20 protein-coding genes are annotated in these 20417 nt (G+C 62.6%); 5 read left to right on the top strand and 15 right to left on the bottom strand.

Going from position 1 to position 20417, the window contains the following annotated elements:
- Window positions 1-55 precede the first annotated feature (55 nt).
- From AC1Q5W_RS00400 to AC1Q5W_RS00390, 3 genes are read left to right on the top strand one after another with little or no spacing between them, the layout of a single operon-like run.
- On the top strand, window positions 56-832 hold the full coding sequence (locus tag AC1Q5W_RS00400) for an ABC transporter ATP-binding protein (protein ID WP_492645746.1): 777 nt from the start codon (window positions 56-58) through the stop codon (window positions 830-832).
- Window positions 829-3192, top strand: a complete 2364-nt coding sequence (locus tag AC1Q5W_RS00395; protein ID WP_492645745.1) for an ABC transporter permease — start codon at window positions 829-831, stop codon at window positions 3190-3192. The genes AC1Q5W_RS00400 and AC1Q5W_RS00395 overlap by 4 nt, the downstream gene beginning before the upstream one ends.
- A 15-nt stretch (window positions 3193-3207) precedes the next feature.
- A complete protein-coding gene (locus AC1Q5W_RS00390) occupies window positions 3208-4395 on the top strand; it encodes an efflux RND transporter periplasmic adaptor subunit (RefSeq protein ID WP_492645744.1) in 1188 nt (395 codons plus the stop codon).
- Between the two features lie 52 nt (window positions 4396-4447).
- On the opposite strand, the gene AC1Q5W_RS00385 is transcribed toward AC1Q5W_RS00390, so the two are convergent.
- The 3 genes from AC1Q5W_RS00385 to hemN are packed head-to-tail and all read right to left on the bottom strand — an operon-like array spanning window position 4448 to window position 7668.
- The gene (locus AC1Q5W_RS00385; protein ID WP_492645743.1) at window positions 4448-5533 is read right to left on the bottom strand and encodes a GGDEF domain-containing protein; all 1086 of its coding nucleotides are present in this window, start codon (window positions 5531-5533) and stop codon (window positions 4448-4450) included.
- 41 nt (window positions 5534-5574) lie between these two features.
- The gene (locus AC1Q5W_RS00380) at window positions 5575-6264 is read right to left on the bottom strand and encodes a sulfite exporter TauE/SafE family protein (RefSeq protein WP_492645742.1); all 690 of its coding nucleotides are present in this window, start codon (window positions 6262-6264) and stop codon (window positions 5575-5577) included.
- Between the two features lie 9 nt (window positions 6265-6273).
- Window positions 6274-7668, bottom strand: coding sequence for an oxygen-independent coproporphyrinogen III oxidase (gene hemN, locus AC1Q5W_RS00375; RefSeq protein WP_492645741.1), 1395 nt, complete (start codon window positions 7666-7668; stop codon window positions 6274-6276).
- A 202-nt stretch (window positions 7669-7870) separates the two neighbouring features.
- Here hemN and fnr point away from each other — a divergent pair, with 202 nt between their 5' ends.
- Entirely contained in the window at window positions 7871-8590 is a 720-nt protein-coding gene (gene fnr, locus AC1Q5W_RS00370) for a fumarate/nitrate reduction transcriptional regulator Fnr (protein ID WP_492646182.1), read from the top strand.
- Window positions 8591-8606: 16 nt separating this feature from the next.
- On the opposite strand, the gene AC1Q5W_RS00365 is transcribed toward fnr, so the two are convergent.
- The 9 genes from AC1Q5W_RS00365 to AC1Q5W_RS00325 all read right to left on the bottom strand — a co-directional run bounded on the left by AC1Q5W_RS00365 (window position 8607) and on the right by AC1Q5W_RS00325 (window position 16492).
- Entirely contained in the window at window positions 8607-8897 is a 291-nt protein-coding gene (locus tag AC1Q5W_RS00365; RefSeq protein ID WP_492645740.1) for a hypothetical protein, read from the bottom strand.
- A gap of 53 nt (window positions 8898-8950) precedes the next feature.
- The gene (locus AC1Q5W_RS00360; protein ID WP_492645739.1) at window positions 8951-9223 is read right to left on the bottom strand and encodes a FixH family protein; all 273 of its coding nucleotides are present in this window, start codon (window positions 9221-9223) and stop codon (window positions 8951-8953) included.
- 9 nt (window positions 9224-9232) lie between these two features.
- Window positions 9233-10699: a cytochrome c oxidase accessory protein CcoG gene (gene ccoG / locus AC1Q5W_RS00355; protein ID WP_492645738.1), complete on the bottom strand. Its 1467-nt coding sequence runs from the start codon at window positions 10697-10699 to the stop codon at window positions 9233-9235.
- 26 nt (window positions 10700-10725) lie between these two features.
- Complete coding sequence (gene ccoP / locus AC1Q5W_RS00350; protein WP_492645737.1) at window positions 10726-11637, bottom strand: cytochrome-c oxidase, cbb3-type subunit III; 912 nt, start codon at window positions 11635-11637, stop codon at window positions 10726-10728.
- A gap of 21 nt (window positions 11638-11658) precedes the next feature.
- The gene (locus tag AC1Q5W_RS00345) at window positions 11659-11796 is read right to left on the bottom strand and encodes a cbb3-type cytochrome oxidase subunit 3 (protein WP_305648168.1); all 138 of its coding nucleotides are present in this window, start codon (window positions 11794-11796) and stop codon (window positions 11659-11661) included.
- A 19-nt stretch (window positions 11797-11815) separates the two neighbouring features.
- Complete coding sequence (ccoO, locus tag AC1Q5W_RS00340) at window positions 11816-12442, bottom strand: cytochrome-c oxidase, cbb3-type subunit II (RefSeq protein WP_492645736.1); 627 nt, start codon at window positions 12440-12442, stop codon at window positions 11816-11818.
- Between the two features lie 13 nt (window positions 12443-12455).
- Entirely contained in the window at window positions 12456-13892 is a 1437-nt protein-coding gene (gene ccoN / locus AC1Q5W_RS00335; RefSeq protein ID WP_492645735.1) for a cytochrome-c oxidase, cbb3-type subunit I, read from the bottom strand.
- A 99-nt stretch (window positions 13893-13991) separates the two neighbouring features.
- Window positions 13992-14129, bottom strand: a complete 138-nt coding sequence (gene ccoS / locus AC1Q5W_RS00330) for a cbb3-type cytochrome oxidase assembly protein CcoS (RefSeq protein WP_492645734.1) — start codon at window positions 14127-14129, stop codon at window positions 13992-13994.
- Window positions 14129-16492: a heavy metal translocating P-type ATPase gene (locus tag AC1Q5W_RS00325; RefSeq protein WP_492645733.1), complete on the bottom strand. Its 2364-nt coding sequence runs from the start codon at window positions 16490-16492 to the stop codon at window positions 14129-14131. Before AC1Q5W_RS00325 ends, ccoS begins: the two co-directional genes overlap by 1 nt.
- Window positions 16493-16598: 106 nt before the next feature.
- Between AC1Q5W_RS00325 and AC1Q5W_RS00320 the strand changes: the two genes are divergently transcribed.
- Window positions 16599-17042: a universal stress protein gene (locus tag AC1Q5W_RS00320; protein ID WP_492645732.1), complete on the top strand. Its 444-nt coding sequence runs from the start codon at window positions 16599-16601 to the stop codon at window positions 17040-17042.
- A 36-nt stretch (window positions 17043-17078) separates the two neighbouring features.
- Here AC1Q5W_RS00320 and AC1Q5W_RS00315 read toward each other — a convergent pair whose 3' ends face one another.
- Genes AC1Q5W_RS00315 through lgt form a run of 3 tightly spaced genes read right to left on the bottom strand, consistent with a single transcriptional unit; the run spans window position 17079 to window position 20368 of the window.
- Window positions 17079-18647 carry a malonate--CoA ligase gene (locus AC1Q5W_RS00315; RefSeq protein WP_492645731.1) on the bottom strand — a complete coding sequence of 523 codons (1569 nt, stop codon included), beginning with the start codon at window positions 18645-18647 and terminating at the stop codon, window positions 17079-17081.
- Between the two features lie 16 nt (window positions 18648-18663).
- Window positions 18664-19509, bottom strand: coding sequence for an enoyl-CoA hydratase/isomerase family protein (locus AC1Q5W_RS00310; protein WP_492646181.1), 846 nt, complete (start codon window positions 19507-19509; stop codon window positions 18664-18666).
- 58 nt (window positions 19510-19567) lie between these two features.
- Window positions 19568-20368, bottom strand: a complete 801-nt coding sequence (gene lgt, locus AC1Q5W_RS00305) for a prolipoprotein diacylglyceryl transferase (protein ID WP_492645730.1) — start codon at window positions 20366-20368, stop codon at window positions 19568-19570.
- Window positions 20369-20417 lie beyond the last annotated feature (49 nt).

The raw sequence follows: 20417 nt of genomic DNA, 5'->3' as shown, positions 1-20417 counted from the left end.
ACAAACCTGGCGCATATCCATTGCGAGGGGTGCACGCCCATGACATAGTGGAGGTATGCACGCTTCCGGTCCCACCACCGCTTCCGCCCCTCCCCTGCCCGGCACACCGCCAGCCGACAGCGCAGGCCGTCCGGCCGTCTTTTTTGCCAGCGAGCTGAGCAAGACCTACCAGATGGGGGAAGTCGTCGTCAACGCACTGGTGGACGTGAACCTGACGATCTACCGCAGCGAATTCATTGTGCTGCTGGGGCCTTCCGGCAGCGGCAAGTCCACCCTGCTCAACATTTTGGGCGGGCTGGACCGCCCCAGCAGCGGAATAGCCCGGTTTGCCGAACACGACCTCTCCGCTGCCACCGACGAGCAACTCACGCGCTACCGCCGCGAGCATGTGGGATTTGTGTTTCAGTTCTACAACCTGATTCCCAGCCTGACAGTGCGCGAGAACGTGGAGCTGGTAACCGACATTGTTGACAACCCGATGCCGGCCGAGGAAGCGCTGGGCATGGTCGGCCTGGCCGACCGGCTGGACCACTTTCCTTCCCAGCTCTCGGGCGGCGAACAGCAACGCGTGGCCATTGCGCGGGCCATTGTGAAACGGCCGGAGGTGCTGCTGTGCGACGAGCCCACCGGCGCCCTGGACTATGTCACCGGCAAGCTGGTACTGGAGGTGATCCAGCGCATCAACCAGGAGCTGGGCACCACTGCCATTGTGATCACCCACAATGCCGCCATTGCCGGCATGGCAGACCGGGTGCTGTACCTCGGGGGCGGACGCATCCAGAAGGTCGAGCCCAACACCCACAAGCTCAAGCCTTCGGAGCTGTCCTGGTGAGGGCACTGGACCGCAAGCTGCTGCGCGACCTGCGCCTGATGTGGAGCCAGGCGTTGACCATCGCGCTGGTGGTGGCCAGCGGCGTGGCCGGCTTCATCACCTGCTTCAGCGCCTACGATGCCTTGTCCTGGTCGCGCGACCTGTATTACACCGACTCGCGTTTCGCCGACGTGTTTGCCACCCTGAAGCGTGCGCCCCTCTCACTGGAGCGCCAGCTCACACAAATACCGGGCGCAGCCCATGTCGAGACGTCCCTGACGCAGATTGTTCCGGTGGACATCCCCAACGTGGCAGACCCCATCATTGGCCGCCTGGTCGGAATCGACACCCGCACGCCGCAGCGCCTGAACACGGTCTATGTGCGCACGGGACGCATGATCGAGCGACAGCACAACGGCGCCATGGAGGCTGTGGTTTCCGAAGGTTTCGCCATCGCACGCAAACTCAAACCGGGCGACCGCATCAAGGCCCTGATCAACGGCAAACGGGAAGACTTGCTGATCGTGGGCATTGCGCTGTCGCCGGAATACATTTTTGCCGGCATGATGGGCTCACCAGACCAGCGCGGCTTTGGGGTGTTCTGGGTGGACCGGCAGGCACTCGCCGCCGCCTACAACATGGAAGGCGCCTTCAACCAGGTGGCGGTCCGGCTGGCGCCGCAAGCCAGCGAGGGGGTGGTGATCGACCAGCTGAACCGGCTGCTGGAGCCCTACGGAGGCATACGCGCCTACAACCGCGACGAGCAGATGTCGCACATGATCCTCAATTCGGAAATCAAGGAGCAGCGCGTGCTGGGCACGGTCTTGCCCAGCATCTTCCTGGCAGTGGCCGGCTTCCTCCTCAACGTGGTGCTCAGCCGCCAGATCGCCACGCAACGTGAACAGATTGCTGCACTCAAGGCACTGGGCTATTCCAACCGCGCCATCGGCGAGCACTACCTGAAATTCGTGCTGCTCATCGTGGCTGTCGGTACGGTGCTGGGGCTGGCCCTGGGCGCCGTCCTGGGGCACTGGTTCATTGGCATCTATGCCGATGTCTTCCGTTTTCCGGAGTTGCGCTACCGCGTCAAACCGGAGTTGATTCTGTCCGCGCTTGGTGTCTCCGTGGCAGCAGCCGTAGCCGCCACACTCCACGCCATCAGCGCCACGGTGCGGCTGGCACCCGCCGAGGCCATGCGTCCACCGTCGCCCGGCATCTACAAACCCATGCTGGTGGAAGCCCTGGGTTTGCGGCATTGGTTCTCCCCGGCCCTGCGCATGATTCTGCGCACCATGGAACGGCGCCTACTGCGCACCGCCCTGACCATTTTCGGCATTGCGGTGTCCATGGCCATCGTGATCACAGGCGCGTTCTGGCGCGACGCCATCGTGGTGCTCATGAACACCCAGTTCAACCAGGTTCTGCGCGGCGACGTTTCCATCAGTCTGGTGGAAGCAACCCCGGCGCGCATTGAATATGAAATCGCCCGCTTGCCACATGTGACGGCCGTGGAAAGTGCGCGCAGTGTTGCCGTGCGGCTGGTGCACGCCAACCACAGCTGGCGCGGCGCCATCCAGGGCAAACCGATGCAGCCGGAACTGCACCGCATCGTGGATACGGAAAACCATGTGTTCCCGCCGTCTCCAAGCGGTCTGCTGGTGACCGACCGGCTGGCCGAGCGGCTGCACATCCAACCCGGTGACACGGTCCGCGTGGAGTTACAGGAAGGGCGACGCGAGGTGCTGGAGCTCCCGGTGACCGGCACCGTGGGCGAAATGATGGGCATGAATGCCTATATCGAGCGGCACGCCCTGAACCGCTTGCTGCGCGAAGGTGACATCGTCAACCACGTCACGGTCGCGGTGGATCGTGGCCATGAGCCGGAATTGCTGGCCCGCCTGAAGGAACTGCCACGGGTGGCGGCGGCCGTCAGCAAATCCATCATGCAGCGCAATATCGAGGAAGTGACGGCACGTAACGTCCAGGTTTTCAGCGGCATCCTGTCCGTTTTTGCCACCATCATCGCTGTGGGGGTGGTTTATAACAATGCCCGTATCGCGCTGGCTGAGAGGGCCTGGGAACTGGCCAGCTTGCGGGTGCTGGGTTTTACCCGCACGGAGGTGTCGGCTTTCCTGCTGGGGGAGCTCGCCATCGAGATTGCGCTGGCCATTCCACTGGGCATGGTGCTGGGCTACGTGCTGGCATCTACCATCGTGGGCCTGATCAAGACCGACGAGTTTTTCTTCCCGATGGTGATCGCACCAGCCACCTACGCCTATGCCACGCTGTGCGTGGTCGGGGCTGGTGTGGTCAGCGGGCTGATCGTGCGGCGCCGCGTGGATACGCTCGATCTGGTCGGTGTACTGAAGACACGTGAATAACAAGCAGGGGAAAGCATGAAGAAAAAACTGGCGCTGGGCGTTGGCGGTGTGGCCGTCCTGTCACTGGTGGTGTGGGCTTTTATGCCGCGGGCGACCGAGGTTGAAATGGCAACCGTGAGCCAGGGCCGGTTCGAGCGCACGGTCCAGGAGGACGGCAAGACACGCCTGCGGGATCGCTATGTTGTCTCGACTCCGCTCGCCGGGCGGGTGGCACGCATCGCGCTCAAGCAAGGCGATCTGGTGGAACGCGACACGCCGGTGGCGACATTGTGGCCGCAGGCACCTGCGCTGCTGGACCAGCGCACTCGGGAGGAGCAAACCGCACGCATGGGCGCCATGGAAGCCTCGGTGGCTCGTGCCAAAGCCAATGTCGCGCGCGCCCGCGCCGCACTGGAGCAGGCTCGCGCCGAACTCAAACGCAGTGAAACGCTGGCCCAGCAAGGTTTCGTCTCCCCCAACCAGAATGAAACCGGCCGGCTCACGGTCCGCCTGCGCGAGAAGGAACTGGAGAGCGCGCAACAGGAAATGGAAGCCGCGCGCCACGAGCTGGAACAGTCGCGCATAGCCCTGCGGCAATACGCATCCGGATCGGAAACCGCCCAGCAAGGCCCCTGGCTGATCAAGGCGCCGGTTTCCGGCCGGGTACTCAAGGTTCAGCAACAAAGCGAAGGCATGGTGCCTGCTGGCACCCCCCTACTGGAACTGGGCGACCCCACACAGCTGGAAGTGGTGGTGGACATCCTGACCGAAGATGCCGCACAGATTGCACCGGGCACCCCGGTGCAACTGACCGGCTGGGGCGGAGCGGACACGCTGGAAGGCAGTGTCCGCTTGATCGAACCCGCCGCCTTCACCAAAGTCTCGGCGCTGGGCGTGGAGGAACAGCGCGTCAACGCCGTGATTGATATCCGCTCTGCGCCTGAAAAATGGCGCGCACTGGGTGACGGGTTCAAAATGGACGTGCGGGTACTGGTGCAGGTGGTGGAAAACGCCGTCAAGGTGCCCGTCAGCGCCCTGTTCCCCGTGGGGGCGCGTTCGGCCCTCTTTGTAGTGGAGGGCGGCAGGGCTCGCCAGCGCGAGGTCGAGGTTGCCGCACGCAATGGCACTGAGGCCTGGGTCAAGTCCGGGCTCACACCTGGCACGCCGGTCATTGTCTACCCACCCACGGCGCTTCAGGATGGCTCGCGGGTCACCGCCCGCTAACAGAAGCTGAAATGGGAAGTTGAAACAACCGCTGGGGCAGCCCGCAGGCGGCTTACCGTACGGCGCCTTCCTCCAGCGCCACCACGCAGTTGCGCCCTTGGTTCTTGGCCCGGTACAAGGCTTTGTCCGCCCGCTCGATCAAACTCGTGGGCGTATCGGTTGGCATCGCCATGGCAACCCCCACGCTCACCGTGAAACTGCGAAGTGAACTGGGCATTGCCGCAACGGCGGAACGAACCCGCTTGGCAACGGCCAGCACCTCTTCCAGTTTCGAATCCGGCAGCACCACCGCGAACTCTTCACCGCCATAGCGGACCACATGGTCGTAGCTGCGTGCCTGCGCCTGCAGAGCGTTTGCCAGCCGCTGCAAGGCCTCATCGCCTGCCACGTGGCCAAAATCGTCGTTGAACGGCTTGAAGTGGTCCACATCCACCATCAACAAACCCAGGGACGAATGGACGCGCTGCGCACGCGCCAGTTCGTCATGCAAGATGCGATCGAAAGCACGCCGGTTTTTCAACCCGGTCAGCGGGTCCCGCTGGGTTTGCTCCGACAGGTCGCGGTTTACCTCTTCCAGGCGCTTGTGGTAACTGTCCAGCTGTCGTTGCTGCTGGGCCTGCGCCTCGGTCAACACCCGCAGGTCCACCACCGCCCGGCGCAAATTCAGCAAAGCTGTCACTTGCCGGGACAGTGCCTTCAGTGCATCGGCCATGGCGGGTGTCAAGGCACGCGGCACCCGGTCAATGACACAAACCGTCCCCAGCGCCATACCCGACGCACCCACAAACGGTGCCCCGGCATAAAACCGGATACCGGGATCTTCCGTCACCAGCGGATTATCTGCAAAACGGGGATCCTGCGTCGCGTCCGGAACCTCCATGATCTGGTCCGGCTGGAGAATGGCATGTGCGCAAAAAGCCTGGCTGCGCGGCGTCTGCGCAACATCCAGTCCCACTTTGGCCTTGAACCATTGGCGGTCTTCGTCAATCAGGGAAATCAGGGCAATGGGAACGCCGCAGATATGGGCCGCCAGACTGACAATGTCGTCGTAAGCCTGCTCGGCCTGCGAATCCAGAATGGCGTAGCTCCTGAGTGCTTCGAGTCGCTGTAAGTCGTCAACATTCAACGCTTCCTGCATGCCACCGTACTCCGGTTAGTACTGCCAACAACCCCGCAACGCTAGGGCGTAACACACCAGGGCGCCGCATTGTGCACCAGCCCCATCCACAACGCCCACCCGGAGCTGGCGGCCAGTGCCGCGCCGGCCAGACGAACTCCCCATTGCCCGCTGCCCTGCCCGGCACCCTGCCCGCGCAGGCGCAGCCACAGCCAGGGGCCTGCCACCATGGTCACGCTGGTGCCAATGGCAAAAAGCCCCATCACCATCGCGCCTGCGGCGGCACTTCCGGCCATGGCCGCCACCAGCAAGGCCGAATACAGCAGACCGCACGGCAACAGCGCCCACATCACGCCCAGGACCAGCGGTACCCCCCGCCCCCGCGTGGCGGCCAGCGCGCGGGCACGGGCCCACACCTTGCGGCCCGTATCCTCCAGCCAGACCGGTTGACGCGCCTGCCACAGCAGCACCAGGCCCAGCAACAGGGCCGCCACATGGAACAGGGACCAGACCGGGCGCAAGGCGGCGGACTGGACGGTCAACCAGCCCAGCCCCTGCAGGGAAGCGGCCGCGAGGCCTCCCAGAAGGGAGTACCCCACCACGCGCCCCAGCTGGAAGGTCCACAAAGCAGAATTTTTATGCGCCCCGGCCGCTTGTCCGATGCCCGCACAGGCGGCACCGCACATGGCCACGCAGTGGGGCCCGCCGACCAGCCCCATCAAGAGCGCCGTCAGCGCCAGAGAAGATTGCATCTGCTGATGCTAAATGATCTTGGAAAACCGTGCCCGGCTGCGGTCAGACTGCAGGTGGCGGTCAAACACCATGGCCACCGCCCGCACAAAGAACCAGCCCTGGATCGTGACCTGGATGCTGGATTCGTCCACCGAGACCAGCCCCTGCTCCACCAGGTCCTGCAAGGCTTCCAGTTCCTTGGCGAAATAGGAACGGAAATCCATGAGGTACGCCAACTCGATAGATTCGAACTGGACCTCCCCCTGGCACATCAGGGCCATGATCACGGTGCGACGCACCAGGTCATCACGGGACAGGGCCAGTCCCCGCACCACAGGAATACGCCCCTGGTCGAGGAAATCGTAGTATTCCTCGAGCGTCTTGGCATTCTGGCTGTAGGTGGCACCGATACGGCCGATGGAGGACACCCCCAGTCCGATCAGGTCGCAGTCGGGTTCGGTACTGTAGCCTTGGAAGTTGCGGTGCAGGCGCCCCTGCCGCTTGGCGACCGCCAGCGCGTCTTCCGGGAGTGCGAAGTGGTCCATCCCCACATACACGTACCCGGCACCCATGAAAGCCGCCTGCGAGCGCGACAGCATGGACACCTTGGACGCCCCGCTGGGAAGCTCCACGGTGGCAATACGGCGCTGGGGCTTGAAGCGCTCCGGCAGGTGGGCATAGGCGTACAGGGCGATGCGGTCCGGTCGCAAGGCTTTCACTTGCGCCAGGGTTCGATCAAACGACTCCGGGCTTTGCCGGGGCAGGCCATAGATCAGATCCACGTTGATCGAAGCAAAACCACGGGCACGGGCCGCCTCCACCAGGGCAAACACTTGTTCGGCCGGCTGCACGCGGTGCACCGCCTTCTGGACCGACGGATCAAAATCCTGCACCCCAAAACTCAACCGGTTGAAGCCCAGCTCCGCCAGCGTGTCCAGGCGGGACGCATCAATGGTCCGGGGGTCCACCTCTATGGAGTACTCTCCGCCAGGCTCAAACGTGAAGTTGCGCCGCAGCATGCCCATCAATTCACGCAGTTCGTTGTCATCCAGGAATGTGGGGCTCCCTCCCCCAAGGTGCAACTGACTCACGATTTGGCCCACACCGATCTGGGCGGTATACAAATCCACCTCGCGACTCAGATAGCGCAGGTAAGGCGCTGCACGGTCATGGTGCTTGGTGATGATCTTGTTGCAGGCGCAGTAGTAACACAGGGATTCACAGAAGGGGATGTGCACATACAGCGACAAGGGCAGGGCCAACGCCGCCGCTCCGCCCCGCCGCTGTGAAAGCGCCTGGACATAATCGTCGGCCGTGAACGCCTCCACAAACCGGTCGGCGGTGGGGTACGAGGTGTAGCGCGGGCCGGATACATCAAATCGACGCAACAATTCATCGGATATGGCTTCGGCTGCAACGCTCATGAATACTCCAGGGAAAGCGGGTGCAACTTTGCAACAATTCCGCCCCGCCGCGCTTGATGTGCGTCAATGACATCGAAAGTGGGTAAACTGACGCCTAATCGACATCCGTGCGAACCCTATGTTTGACCCCGAATCCAAATCCATTTCCTGTGCCGAGGCACAGGCACCCACACCTGTCAAACCTAGCGTCAAGGTCGTCGCTGTGAATCCTCAAACCATCAAAGTTGCCTGTTCCAACTGCAATTTGCGCGAGTTGTGCATGCCGCTGGGCCTCACCCCGACCGAACTGGACCGGGTGGAGGACGTGGTCGCCAGCCGCCGCAAGATCAAACGCGGCAGCACCCTGTTTCGCAACGGCGAAAAGTTCACCAGCCTGTTCGCCATTCGGACCGGTTTTTTCAAGACCTGCGTGGCCTCCGAAGATGGCCGCGATCAGGTGACCGGCTTTCAGATGGCCGGGGAAGTGATCGGTCTGGACGGCATCGTGCACGACCACCACACCTGCGACGCCGTGGCACTGGAAGATGCCGAAGTGTGCATCATGCCCTTCGACCGCATTGAGGAGCTGTCCCGGGAAATCAACTCGCTGCAACGCCACGTGCACAAGATCATGAGCCGTGAAATCGTGCGTGAAAACGGCGTCATGCTGCTGCTGGGCAGCATGCGTGCCGAAGAGCGCTTGGCCGCTTTTTTGCTGAACCTGGTGCAACGCCTGCATGCGCGGGGTTTCTCGCAATCTGAACTGGTACTGCGCATGACACGGGAGGAAATCGGAAGCTATCTCGGGCTGAAGCTCGAAACGGTCAGCCGCACGTTCTCCCGGTTTGTAGAAGACGGAATCATTGAAGTCAAACAGCGCCATGTGCGCATCCTCAACACCGATGCCCTGCGCGACATCGTGAATTCCCGCATCTGCAACTGAGTGCCCCCCTTCGGGTTCAGCAGGAGCCCTGCTTGGGGCATCCGTCCGGCCGATCGGTGGCCGGCAGCGGACAACGGTTCACTTCAAAGGGGGACTGCGCCAGCAAAGTCGTCAAGGCGCTGGACACCACGGTGATACCCCAAAAGAGAAAAAACGCCACGGTATAGACGCTCTGGCGCGACCACTCCAGCGGCTGCCCCGCCCAGTGCAGGTCCTGGGGGTCGACCAGCGCAAACACCAGGATTTCCAGTACGCCGGCCATCAGGAATGCCGGCCAGACAATCCACATCAATCGTTGCTGCAACATGTTTTGCCTCGGTACTTGAAAAATGAATGTTTTAGGGCTGGCAAGGCACCCCCTCAGGGCTCTGCCGGGGTCAGACGCACCCCGGTGGCCGCATGGTTGCGCGCCAGGGTTGCGGGGGCCAGACTGGCCGGGTTGTCAGCCAGCGTCTTGTTGATTTCAACGCCCTTGCGGTAGTAGTCCTCATCCAGCACGGGGTCCTTGCCGACAGCGGCCAGATACAGCGTCACGAACGACGCCACGACCACGACGGCAGGGCCGGAAATCACCAGCCACACGTGGCCGAATTGCCACCAGCGGCGCTCGGGAGACGATTGGGATGCACTCATGAAAGATCCTTAACGGGGAATGATAAATACCGATTTCTCGGACGCGTGGCCCTTCATATCCTGCGCGGCAATTTCAAACCGGATGGGATGCGACCCGGCAGTCGCCGCGTCAAAGGGGGCCTGAACCCGCACCGCGACCCAGCGGGCCTGGGTGGATTCCACCACCACATCGTCTTCCGATGCCACTTCCAGACCGGGCAGGCCCTCCACACTGATGTGGAATCGCTGTGTCGACTCGGTAGCGTTCATGACCTGCAGACGGTACACATTTTCGATGCGTCCACCGGACACGATGCGCGCCAACGCCCCACGGTCGCGGACCACATCCACCTTGAAGGGCGTGCGGGTTGCCAGGCTCACCACCATGGCCAGCACCACCGTCCCCAGAATGGCGGTATAGACCAGTACCCGCGGGCGCAGCACATGGCGCAAGGTCTGCGAGCGTGTCCAATGCTGGCTGACCGCATTCTGCGTAGAGTACTTCACCAACCCGCGTGCGTAGCCCATCTTGTCCATGACGGTGTCGCACACGTCGGCGCAGGCACCGCAACCAATGCATTCGTACTGCAGGCCTTTGCGGATATCAATTCCGGTTGGGCACACCTGCACACACAGGCTGCAGTCCACACAGGCCCCCAGATTCAGGGCCGCCGGATCGGCTTTCCTGGAACGGGCCCCGCGCGGCTCGCCACGTTCCTCGTCGTACGTGACGATCAGCGTATCGCGGTCAAACATGGCGCTCTGGAAACGGGCGTAGGGGCACATGTGCTTGCATACCTGCTCGCGCATGAAGCCTGCGTTGCCGTAGGTAGCAAACCCGTAAAACAAGGTCCAGAACGTTTCCCAGGCGCTCATGTTCAGCTGGACAAATTCCAGCCCCAACTCGCGAATGGGTGTGAAATAGCCGACGAAGGTGAAACCGGTCCACAACGCGACGACCAGCCAGAGGAAATGCTTGCCCGCCTTGCGCAGGATCTTGTCAGCAGTCCAGGGGCCTGCATCGCGGCGCATGCGCGCCGAGCGGTCGCCTTCGGTCTTCTTCTCCAGCCAGAGGAAAATCTCGGTGTACACGGTCTGCGGACAGGCATAGCCACACCACAAACGCCCGGCAACGGCCGTGAACAAAAACAGGGACAGCGCAGAAATCACCAGAATACCGGTGAGATAGATGAAATCCTGCGGGTATAAAACCAGATTGAAAATGTAAAAGCGCCGCGCTCCCAAGTCAAAGAGCACAGCCTGTCTCTGTCCCCACTCCAGCCAAGGGATGCCGTAAAACACCAGTTGGGTCAGGAAAACCATCCCCCAGCGCCAGTTGGAAAAAAGTCCAGAAACGCTGCGGGGATAGATTTTCTTGTGTGCCTCGTACAGCGAAATCATTTCCGCATCGGCGCCCGCCGGAGGCTCTATCGGGCCTTTGTCGGGCGATTCAGCAATGGGAATGACTTTGCGTACGGGCTTGTCTTGTGGGTCCAAGAGACTGTGCTTTCTAGATGCTTCGCTTATTTGGCCTGGGCGTTGTTCGAGAGGCCCCACACATACGAAGTCAGGACATGAATCTGGCTCTCGGTCAGCTTGTCAGCCTGGGCTGGCATCTGGTTGACCTTGCCGTTGTTGATCATGGCAATGATCGCGTTTTCACCGTAACCATGCAGCCAGATGTCATCGGTCAGGTTGAGTGCACCCAGAGCCTGGTTGCCCTTACCGTCCATGCCGTGGCAGGCTGCGCAGGCTGCGAACTTCGGCTTGCCCAATGCGGCGCGCACCGAGTCATGGGGACTGTTGGAGAGACTCAGCACGTAGTTTGCCAGGTTCTTCACGTCATCCGAGGTGCCCACTGCAGCAGCCATGGGAGGCATGTTGCCGATGCGACCCTTGGTGATGGTTTCCTTGATTTTGTCAGGGGTACCACCGTGAATCCAGTCGCCATCCGTCAAGTTGGGAATGCCTTTGGAGCCGCGTGCGTCCGAGCCGTGGCACTGGGAGCAGTTGTTCATGAACAAACGCTCGCCAATGGCCTGGGCCTGGGGATCACGGGACACTTCTTCGGGCGTCATGGCCGCAAACTTGGCGTACAGGGGTGCAACCTCACGGTTGCCCTTTTCCACCTCGGCCTGGTACTGACCGATGGACGTCCAGCCGAGCTTGCCGGTCGAGTTGCCCAGACCCGGGTACATGGCCAGATAGGCCGCAGCGAAAACGATGGTGATGACGAACAGCCACACCCACCAACGGGGCAGCGGATTGTTCATTTCACGCAGGTCGCCGTCCCACACGTGCCCGGTGGTGTTGTCATTGGCAGTCATGGCCTTGGCCTTGCCGCTGAACCACAACAGGAGCGCACAGGCCGCAATGCTCACCACCGTAATGGCAGCAACGTAGACCGACCAGAAGTTGCTTGTAAAGTCACTCATTTTTATTCCTTATTCGGGGGATCAGTCCTGCTCGAACGGCAGGTTGGCAGCTTCCGAGAAGTCCGCAGAACGCTGCCGGGACCAGGCCCACCAAACAATACCGATGAAGGTCACGAAACTGGCCACCGTGGCCACGGACCGAAGGGTGTTGATATCCATGTGCTGATCCTTTTTGCGTTTACTTGAGCGCCAGGCCCAGAACCTGCAGGTAGGCGATCGTGGCATCCAGCTCGGTCTTGCCCTTGACTTCCTCAACCGACTTGGCGATCTGCTCATCGGTGTAAGGCACACCAACGGTACGCAGGGCGCGCATGTGGGCAGGCATCACGTCGGCATCCACCAGGGTCTTGGCCAACCAGGGGTACGCAGGCATGTTCGACTCGGGCACCACGTCACGCGGATTGGTAAGGTGGGTGCGATGCCATTCATCGCTGTACTTGGCTCCCACGCGGGCCAAGTCAGGACCGGTGCGCTTGCTGCCCCACTGGAACGGGTGGTCGTAAACCGACTCGCCAGCCACCGAGTAGTGGCCATAACGCAGAGTCTCTGCCCGGAAGGGGCGGATCATCTGCGAGTGGCAGTTGTAGCAGCCCTCACGGGTGTAGATGTCACGACCCGCCAGTTGCAGCGCCGTGTAGGGCTGAACACCCTTGAGCGGCTCCGTGGTGGACTTCTGGAAAAACAGTGGAACGATTTCCACCAGACCACCCACCAGCAGCACCAGCAGGATGAGAACGATCATCAGGAAGTTATTGGTTTCGATCTTTTCGTGAGAAAAGCTGGAATTTGCATTGTTGTTTGCCATGGTGTATTCCTTCTCAAGCGTGCGCAGTAACAGCGGGAACGTTGACGCTCACAGCACGTCCGGCGGTAGCCGTCTTCAGCGTGTTCCACAACATGATCAGCATGCCGGTCAGATACAGCAGACCACCGAGCAAACGCAGCACGTAGAACGGGAAGGTTGCTTTCACGGATTCCACAAAGGTGTAGGTCAAGGTGCCATCGGGGTTGATGGCGCGCCACATCAGGCCCTGCATCACACCGGCAATCCACATCGCAGCGATATAGATCACGATACCAATGGTCGCGGTCCAGAAGTGGACTTCGATGGCTTTCACGCTGTACATCTGTTTCTGACCGAACAGCTTCGGGATCAGGTAGTACATGGAACCCATGGTCACCAGACCCACCCAGCCCAGGGCGCCCGAGTGCACGTGGCCCACGGTCCAGTCGGTGTAGTGGCTCAAGGCGTTCACGGTCTTGATGGACATCATGGGACCTTCGAAGGTCGACATGCCGTAGAAAGACAGGGACACGATCAGGAAGCGCAGGATAGGATCGTCGCGCAGCTTGTGCCATGCACCCGACAGGGTCATGATGCCGTTGATCATGCCGCCCCAGCTGGGAGCCAGAAGAATCAGGGAGAAGACCATGCCGACAGACTGGGTCCAGTCAGGCAAGGCGGTGTAGTGCAGGTGGTGAGGACCCGCCCACATGTAAGTGAAGATCAGCGCCCAGAAGTGGACGATGGACAGACGGTAGCTGTACACCGGGCGACCAGCTTGCTTGGGGATGAAGTAGTACATCATGCCCAGGAAACCGGCGGTCAGGAAGAAGCCCACCGCATTGTGGCCGTACCACCATTGCACCATGGCATCCTGCACACCGGCGTAGGCCGAGTAGGACTTCATGAAGCCGGCGGGAATAGCAGCACTGTTGACCAGGTGCAGGATCGCCACGGCGAGAATGAACGCGCCGAAGAACCAGTTGGCCACGTAAATGTGCTTGACCTTGCGGGTTCCGACGGTACCGAAGAAGACAACCGCAAACGACACCCAAACCAGGGTAATCAGAATGTCGATGGGCCACTCCAGCTCAGCGTACTCCTTGCCCTGGGTGTAGCCCAGCGGCAGGGAGATGGCCGCAGCCAGAATCACCAGTTGCCAACCCCAAAAGGTAAAGGCCGCCAGTTTGTCTCCAAACAGGCGGACCTGGCAGGTACGCTGCACCACGTAATAGGCCGCTGCGAACAGGCCGCAACCGCCAAACGCAAAAATCACCGCATTGGTGTGCAACGGACGCAAGCGACCGTAACTCAGCCATGGAATGCCCAGATTGAGCTCGGGCCAGGTCAGCTGGGCGGCAATGATCACGCCCACCAGCATCCCAACCACCCCCCAAACCACCGTCATGATGGCGAACTGCCGTACAACGGTGTCGTTGTAAACAGTCGCTTGTTGATTTGCAAATGCCATTTTTACCTCTTCTACTATTAACCTGGGCGGGAGTTTCCTCCCCTGCACGCACCCCAGGGTTGACTCACATCAAATATCAACAGGAATTCTTAATATTTCTTAAGAATCTCTCAAGATACGCTCCCCCTCAGCCTCGATATCCTCGAACTGTCCCCGGTGGATGGCCCACCACAAACCGCCCAGGATAAAAAACACCAAAACCACCGACAGCGGAATCAGCAAATACAGAATGTCCATCAGTGTGACTCCAGAATAGGCACGTCCCGGGCAAGGCGCAAGGCGTTGACCACCACCACGAGTGAACTGGTTGCCATGCCCAAGCCCGCCAGCCAGGCTGGCAACAGGCCCACAATGGCCAACGGCACACAGGCTGCGTTGTACAGCAGCGCCCACCACAAATTTTGTCGAACCACAGCCAGCGTCCGCCGGGACAGGCGCAACGCCTGCACCACGCTCATCAACCGGTCACCCAGCACCACGAAGTCGGCCTGGGCCTGCGCCAGAGGCACCGCCTGGCCAAAGGCAAAAGACACGTTGGCGCCCGCCAATACCGGACCGTCATTCAGGCCGTCGCCCACCATAGCCACAGTATGCCCTGATACCTGTAGTTGACGTAAAAGTACAAGTTTATCGTCAGGCGAGCAACCGCCCCGGGCATGGTCAATGCCGGCCAGCGCGGCCACCCGTGCCACAGACTCCGGCTGGTCCCCCGACAGCATGTGCACGGTCACGCCCTCTTCGGCCAGCGCGGCCACCACCGCCATTGCCTCCGGACGCAGGTCTTCCTGCAACTCAAACGTTGCCAGCCAGCCCTGCACATCGCTCAGATACACCCGCAGGCCGGAGGCCACCCGGGGCGCCACGCCGCAGAATGCCGCGGAGCCCAGCCGCAGATCGTGGTTCTCAGCACCCGCATCGGGCGGTCCGCCACGGACGGTTCCCCGAACCCCCTGGCCGGCGGACTCGGTGGCGCCGTCGCAGGTCCACTGCCCGAGCGACGCCTCCTGGCCTGCGACCCGCGCGCGCGCTGCAGCGCACACGGCCCGGGAAACCGGATGCAAGGAGTGTTGGGCCAGCGCAGCGGCCATGGCCAAAGCCTGTTTCGCATCCAACCCAGCCCGCACATCCACCGCACCCAGCACCATGGCGTCACGGGTCAGGGTGCCGGTTTTGTCAAACACCAGGGTGTCCACCGCCGCCAGCACCTCCAGTGCCTGCAGGCGGCGCACCATCACGCCCCCCCGCGCCAGCGCGCCCGCGGCAGCGAGCATGGCTGCAGGCGTGGCCAGCGACAGGGCACACGGGCAAGTCACCACCAGCACCGCCACCGCCACCATCAGGGCGTGCCCCGGGTCGTAACGCCACCACCAGGCACAGGCACCCGCCGCGGCCACCAGCACAGCCAGCAGAAAAGGCTTGGCCAGCCGGTCGGCCAGTTGCGCTGCCTGGGGCTTGCTGGCCGAAGCGCTCTCCATCAGCGCCACGATCTGGGCAAAACGGGTGTCACTGCCCACGGACCGCACCCGCACTTGCACCGTGCTGTGGAGATTGTGGCTGCCCGACAGCACCTGGGCGCTCACTCCCCGCGCCAGCGGCCGGGATTCGCCGGTCAGCAGGGCTTCATCCACCAGGGTGTCGCCCTGCTCCACCACGCCGTCTGCGGCAAAAGTTTCACCCGGGTGCACCCGAACCACATCGCCCACCACCAGGCGACGCACCGCCACGCGTTCGAACGCGCCGTCGGCCCGCAAGCGCTCCACGCTATCGGGCAAGCGGTTCATCAGCGCTTCCAGGGCGCCTGCCGTGCGGTCGCGCAGGCGCAGCTCCAGCCAACGCCCGGTGAGCAGAAACGCGACGAACATGGTCAGCGAATCAAAATACACCTCGTGTCCGAAGGTTCCCTGGGGGTCGAAGGTGCCGGCCGTGCTCACGGCAAACGTGATCAGCATGCCCAGGGCCACCGGCAGGTCCATGCTGATGCGCGCCTGCGTCACATCACGCAGGGCGTTCCTGAAAAACGGACCGCAGGAAAACAGAATGACCGGCAGCGTGAGCACCCAGGACGCCCAGCGCAGCAGCTGTTCCATTTCGGTCGACAGGTCGCCGGGATGCGCGATGTAGGCCGGGTAGGCGTACATCATGACCTGCATCATGCACAGCACCGCCACCAGCCAGCGCCACAGGGCCTGGCGTGTTTCCAGCTTGCGCCGCTCGCTGGCAAACACGTCGTTGGCGGGTACGGCGCGGTAGCCGCTGTCCTGCACGGCCTGCATCCAGGCCGACGGGTGGACCTGGCTGGCCGACCACACGATCTTGGCCCGGTGGCTGGCAGCGCCGACCTGCGCGCTGATCACGCCCGGCACCCGGCTCAGCGCTTCTTCCACCGTCAGGGAACAGGCAGCGCAGTGCATGCCTTCAATCACCACGCTGGATTCCCAGCAATTCGCGTCGCGGGGAGACGGGCGGCTGAAGGCACTCCACTCCTGCGGATCATCCAGCAGCTGCAGTGCCTCGCTGCTGTGCGGAAGAACTACCTGCGGCGCCGCGACTGGCGATGAAACAGAAGGGACAGACGGGGAAACAACGCTGGCAGAATGCATAACTGGGGAGTGTGCGGGGCTAGGGGCCTCAACTGCTTGATGCAAATCAAGACTGAAACACCCACCAAGAGTAACCTGAGAGTTTATAACCTGCAAGGAGCATCCCATGTACCAACGTATTCTGGTCGCCACGGACGGATCCAGCCTGTCCAAAAAAGCCGTCAAGGGCGCCATTGAACTGGCAGCGCTGTGCGGCGCCGAACTGGTGGCACTGAAGGTGGTCCCCCGCTACCCGCAGAGCTACTTCGAAGGCGGCATCGCCCTGCAGCCCGAAGAGGTGAGCCGGGTGGAAAAGCAGTGGGCCGACGAAGGTCAGGCCGTCGTCGACGCGGTCAAGAAGCAGGCTCTGGGCAAAGGCGTGACCACCAAGGCCCTGACCGTCAAGTCGGACGTGGTGTCGGATGCCCTGCTGGCGGCCGCCAAAAAGCACCAGTGCGACCTGATCGTGATGGCGTCGCATGGCCGCAAAGGCATCAAGCGCCTGCTGCTGGGCAGCGAGACCCAGCACGTGCTGACCCACGCCACGATTCCGGTGCTGATCCTGAAATAAGGTTCCGCGCGGGCCGGGGCTTCTGGCGCTGCAGCGTCAGGAGCCTTGGTATTGGGCGCGCAGCAGGTTCTTCTGCACCTTGCCCATGGTGTTGCGGGGCAGTTCGGCCACCACATAGCAGCGCTTGGGAATCTTGAAATTGGCCAGCGTGGCCTTCAGCCGGGCCAGGATGTCCGCTGGCTGCACCGTCATCCCCGGCCGGGCGATCACCACAGCCACCCCCACCTCGCCAAAGTCGGCATCGGGCACCCCCACCACGGCGCTCTCTGCCACACCCGGCAGGGCATTGATGTAGCCCTCGATCTCGGCCGGGTAAACGTTGTAGCCGCCGCTGATGATCAGGTCCTTGCTGCGCCCTACGATGGTGACGTAACCCTGTGCGTCCACATAGCCAACATCGCCTGTCTTGAAAAAACCGTCGGCGGTAAATTCTTCTGCCGTTTTCTCCGGCATGTGCCAATAGCCCTGGAACACATTCGGCCCCTTGACCTGGATGCCACCAATGTCGCCGGCCGGCAGGTTCACTCCCGACTCGTCCTGCACGCGCAGCTGCACCCCGGGCAGCGGCCGGCCCACGGTGCCGCCACGGCGTTCGCCGTCCTGCGCCGCGCAGGGGTTGGAGGTGAGCATGGCCGTCTCGCTCATGCCATAGCGCTCCAGGATGGTGTGGCCGGTGCGCTGCTGCCACTGTGCAAAGGTATCCAGCAACAGCGGTGCCGAACCGGAAATGAACAGGCGCATGTTGCGCACCACGTCCCGGTTCAGGCCCGGCTCGGCCAGCAGGCGCACATACAGGGTGGGCACGCCCATGAATACCGTGGCCTGCGGCATCTTCTCCAGCACCACCCGGGGGTCGAACTTACCCAGCCAGATCATCTTGCTGCCGTTGATCAGCGCGCCGTGGATCGCGACGAACAGGCCGTGCACGTGGAAGATGGGCAGGGCATGGATGAGCACGTCGCCCCCCTGCTCCGGTGTGCGCCAGCCCCAGTAGGCCTGCAGCACCCGGGCATTGCTCAGCAGGTTGCCGTGCGACAGCATGGCTCCCTTGCTGCGCCCGGTGGTGCCACTGGTGTAGATGATGGCCGCCAGGTCATCGGAGCGCACCGCTGCCACGCGCTGGTGGCGGGGAAACTGCGCCGCCCGCCCCAGCAGGGAGCCGGTGCGGTCATCGTTCAGGGTAAACACATGGGCCGTACCGGCCAGGAACGCCAGCTTGCTGAGCCAGCCGAAGCTGCGGGTGCTGCACACCAGCACCGCCGGCTGGGCGTCTTCCAGGAAATACGCCATTTCAGCGCTCTGGTAGGCCGTGTTCAGCGGCAGGTACACCAGACCGGCGCGTAGCGTGGCCAGGTACAGCACCAGCGCCTCCACCGACTTTTCCACCTGCACGGCAATGCGTGCACCCGTGGGTAGCTGGAGCGACTCCAGCAGGTTGGCCACCATGGCGGTCGCCTCGTCCAGGTCGCGCCAGGAGTACTGCAGGCCGGTATCGGTCTCGATGGCGCAGGCTGTCAGGTCGGCCGGAAAGGCGCTGCGCAGTGCGCTGAACAGGTTGGTGCTCACAGAGGGCGCAGGAAGAGAAGACGGGGCGGCAGCAGACATGGTGGGTAGGAGGATTTCAGAACTGGGGCTTGCGTTTGGCCAGGAAGGCGGCAATGCCCTCGCGGTGCTCGGCACTGTCGGCGTAGGCATAGGGGTCGGCCGCGGCACCGGACGCGGCAATTGCTATGGTTTTGATAGCTGTCTGCGCATATTCCACGGTATCTTTCGGGCTATTCAATGCCCGAAACGTCTGCTTGTTCAGGCGCGCCGCCTGGGGTGCCAGCGCTGCAATGCGCTGCGCCATGGCCAGCGCGTGGTCGGCGACCTGCGCGTCCGCCAGCACCTGTGTCAGGAAACCACTGCCTTGCAGGGCTGGGGCATCAAACACCTCGGCCGCCAGCAACATGGCCCGGGCCACGGTGTTGCCCACGGCCTGCGCGACCAACGCCGCCTCACGTGGCGCCATGGGAAAACCCAGACGCGCAATGGGAGCGCCAAAACGGGCCGAGGCACCGGCCAGGCGCAAGTCGCAGCAACTGGCAATTTCCACGCCGGCGCCCATGCAATTGCCTTCAATCTGCGCCACGATGGGAACATCGCAATCGAGCATGGCCTGCAGACCGCCCCATACGTCGTCCTCGTGAAAGGCCCGCAGGCTGTGGGCATTGAAACGAAAGGCCGGGTACTCGGCAATGTCGCCTCCGGCGCAGAAATGCCCGCCTTCGCCGCGCACGATCACACAGCGCACCCGGGAGTCGTGCTGAAGCCCCTCAAACACGGCGCGCAACTGCTGCCACATGCTGCGGGACATGGCATTGAACTTGCCGGGGTGGCTCAGCGTGACGTAGGCCAGCGCCCCGTCGTGCTCCAGCCGTACATGACCGGCTTGCAGCCGTTCTTCCGCATCCATATTTGCTACCATTTCCATAGCTATCTGCGCAGGTTTTACGCTGCCTGCAGGCTTATTTCCCTTGTATTTCCTACCGCTTTCCGGCCCACAACCACAAGGCGGCGCCCCCCACAATCATGGGAACGCACAGCCACTGACCCATGCTCATGCCCAGTGACAACAGGCCCAGGAAGGCATCGGGTTCACGGAAAAACTCGGCAATGAAGCGGAACACGCCGTAGCCGAACAGGAACGCCGCGGCCACCTGCCCGGGCTTGCGCGGGGTGCTGGCGTACCACCAGAGCAGCACGAACAGCAGCAAGCCCTCCATCAGGAACTGGTACACCTGCGACGGATGGCGCGGCAAGTCCCCGGCCCCGCGAAACACCATGCCCCAGGGCAGCGACGGGTCGGCCAGACGGCCCCACAACTCGCCGTTGATGAAATTGCCCACCCGCCCGGCGGCCAGACCGGTCGGCACGCAGGGCGCCACAAAATCGGCCACCTGCCAGAACGGCTTGCGGCGCGACCAGGCAAACCACACCATAGCGGCGATCACACCCAGCATGCCGCCATGAAAACTCATGCCCCCCTGCCACACGGCAAACACCTCCAGCGGGTGCGTCAGGTAATACGCAGGCTTGTAGAACAGGCAGTAGCCCAGGCGCCCGCCCAGCACGACCCCCACCACGCCCATGAAAAGGATGTCCTCCACGTCGCGGTAGGCCCAACTGCCCTCACCCGTGATGGTCGAAAACGGTTGGTGCCTGAGCCGGCGGCTGCCCAGGAACATGAAAAGGGCAAAGGCCGCCAGGTAGGTCAGGCCGTACCAGTGCACGGCGACGGGGCCGAGTTGCAGGGCGATGGGATCGATTTGGGGATGAATCAGCATGGGCGCTATTGTGCCTCCCGCCGGGAACCGGGCACGGCAGGCCCGATGC

The organism is Rhodoferax sp. MLSD5-FHT05B10 (assembly GCF_058793415.1).
Note: the sequence above shows the minus strand (reverse complement) of the source record. Positions and strands in the feature narration are given on the sequence as shown.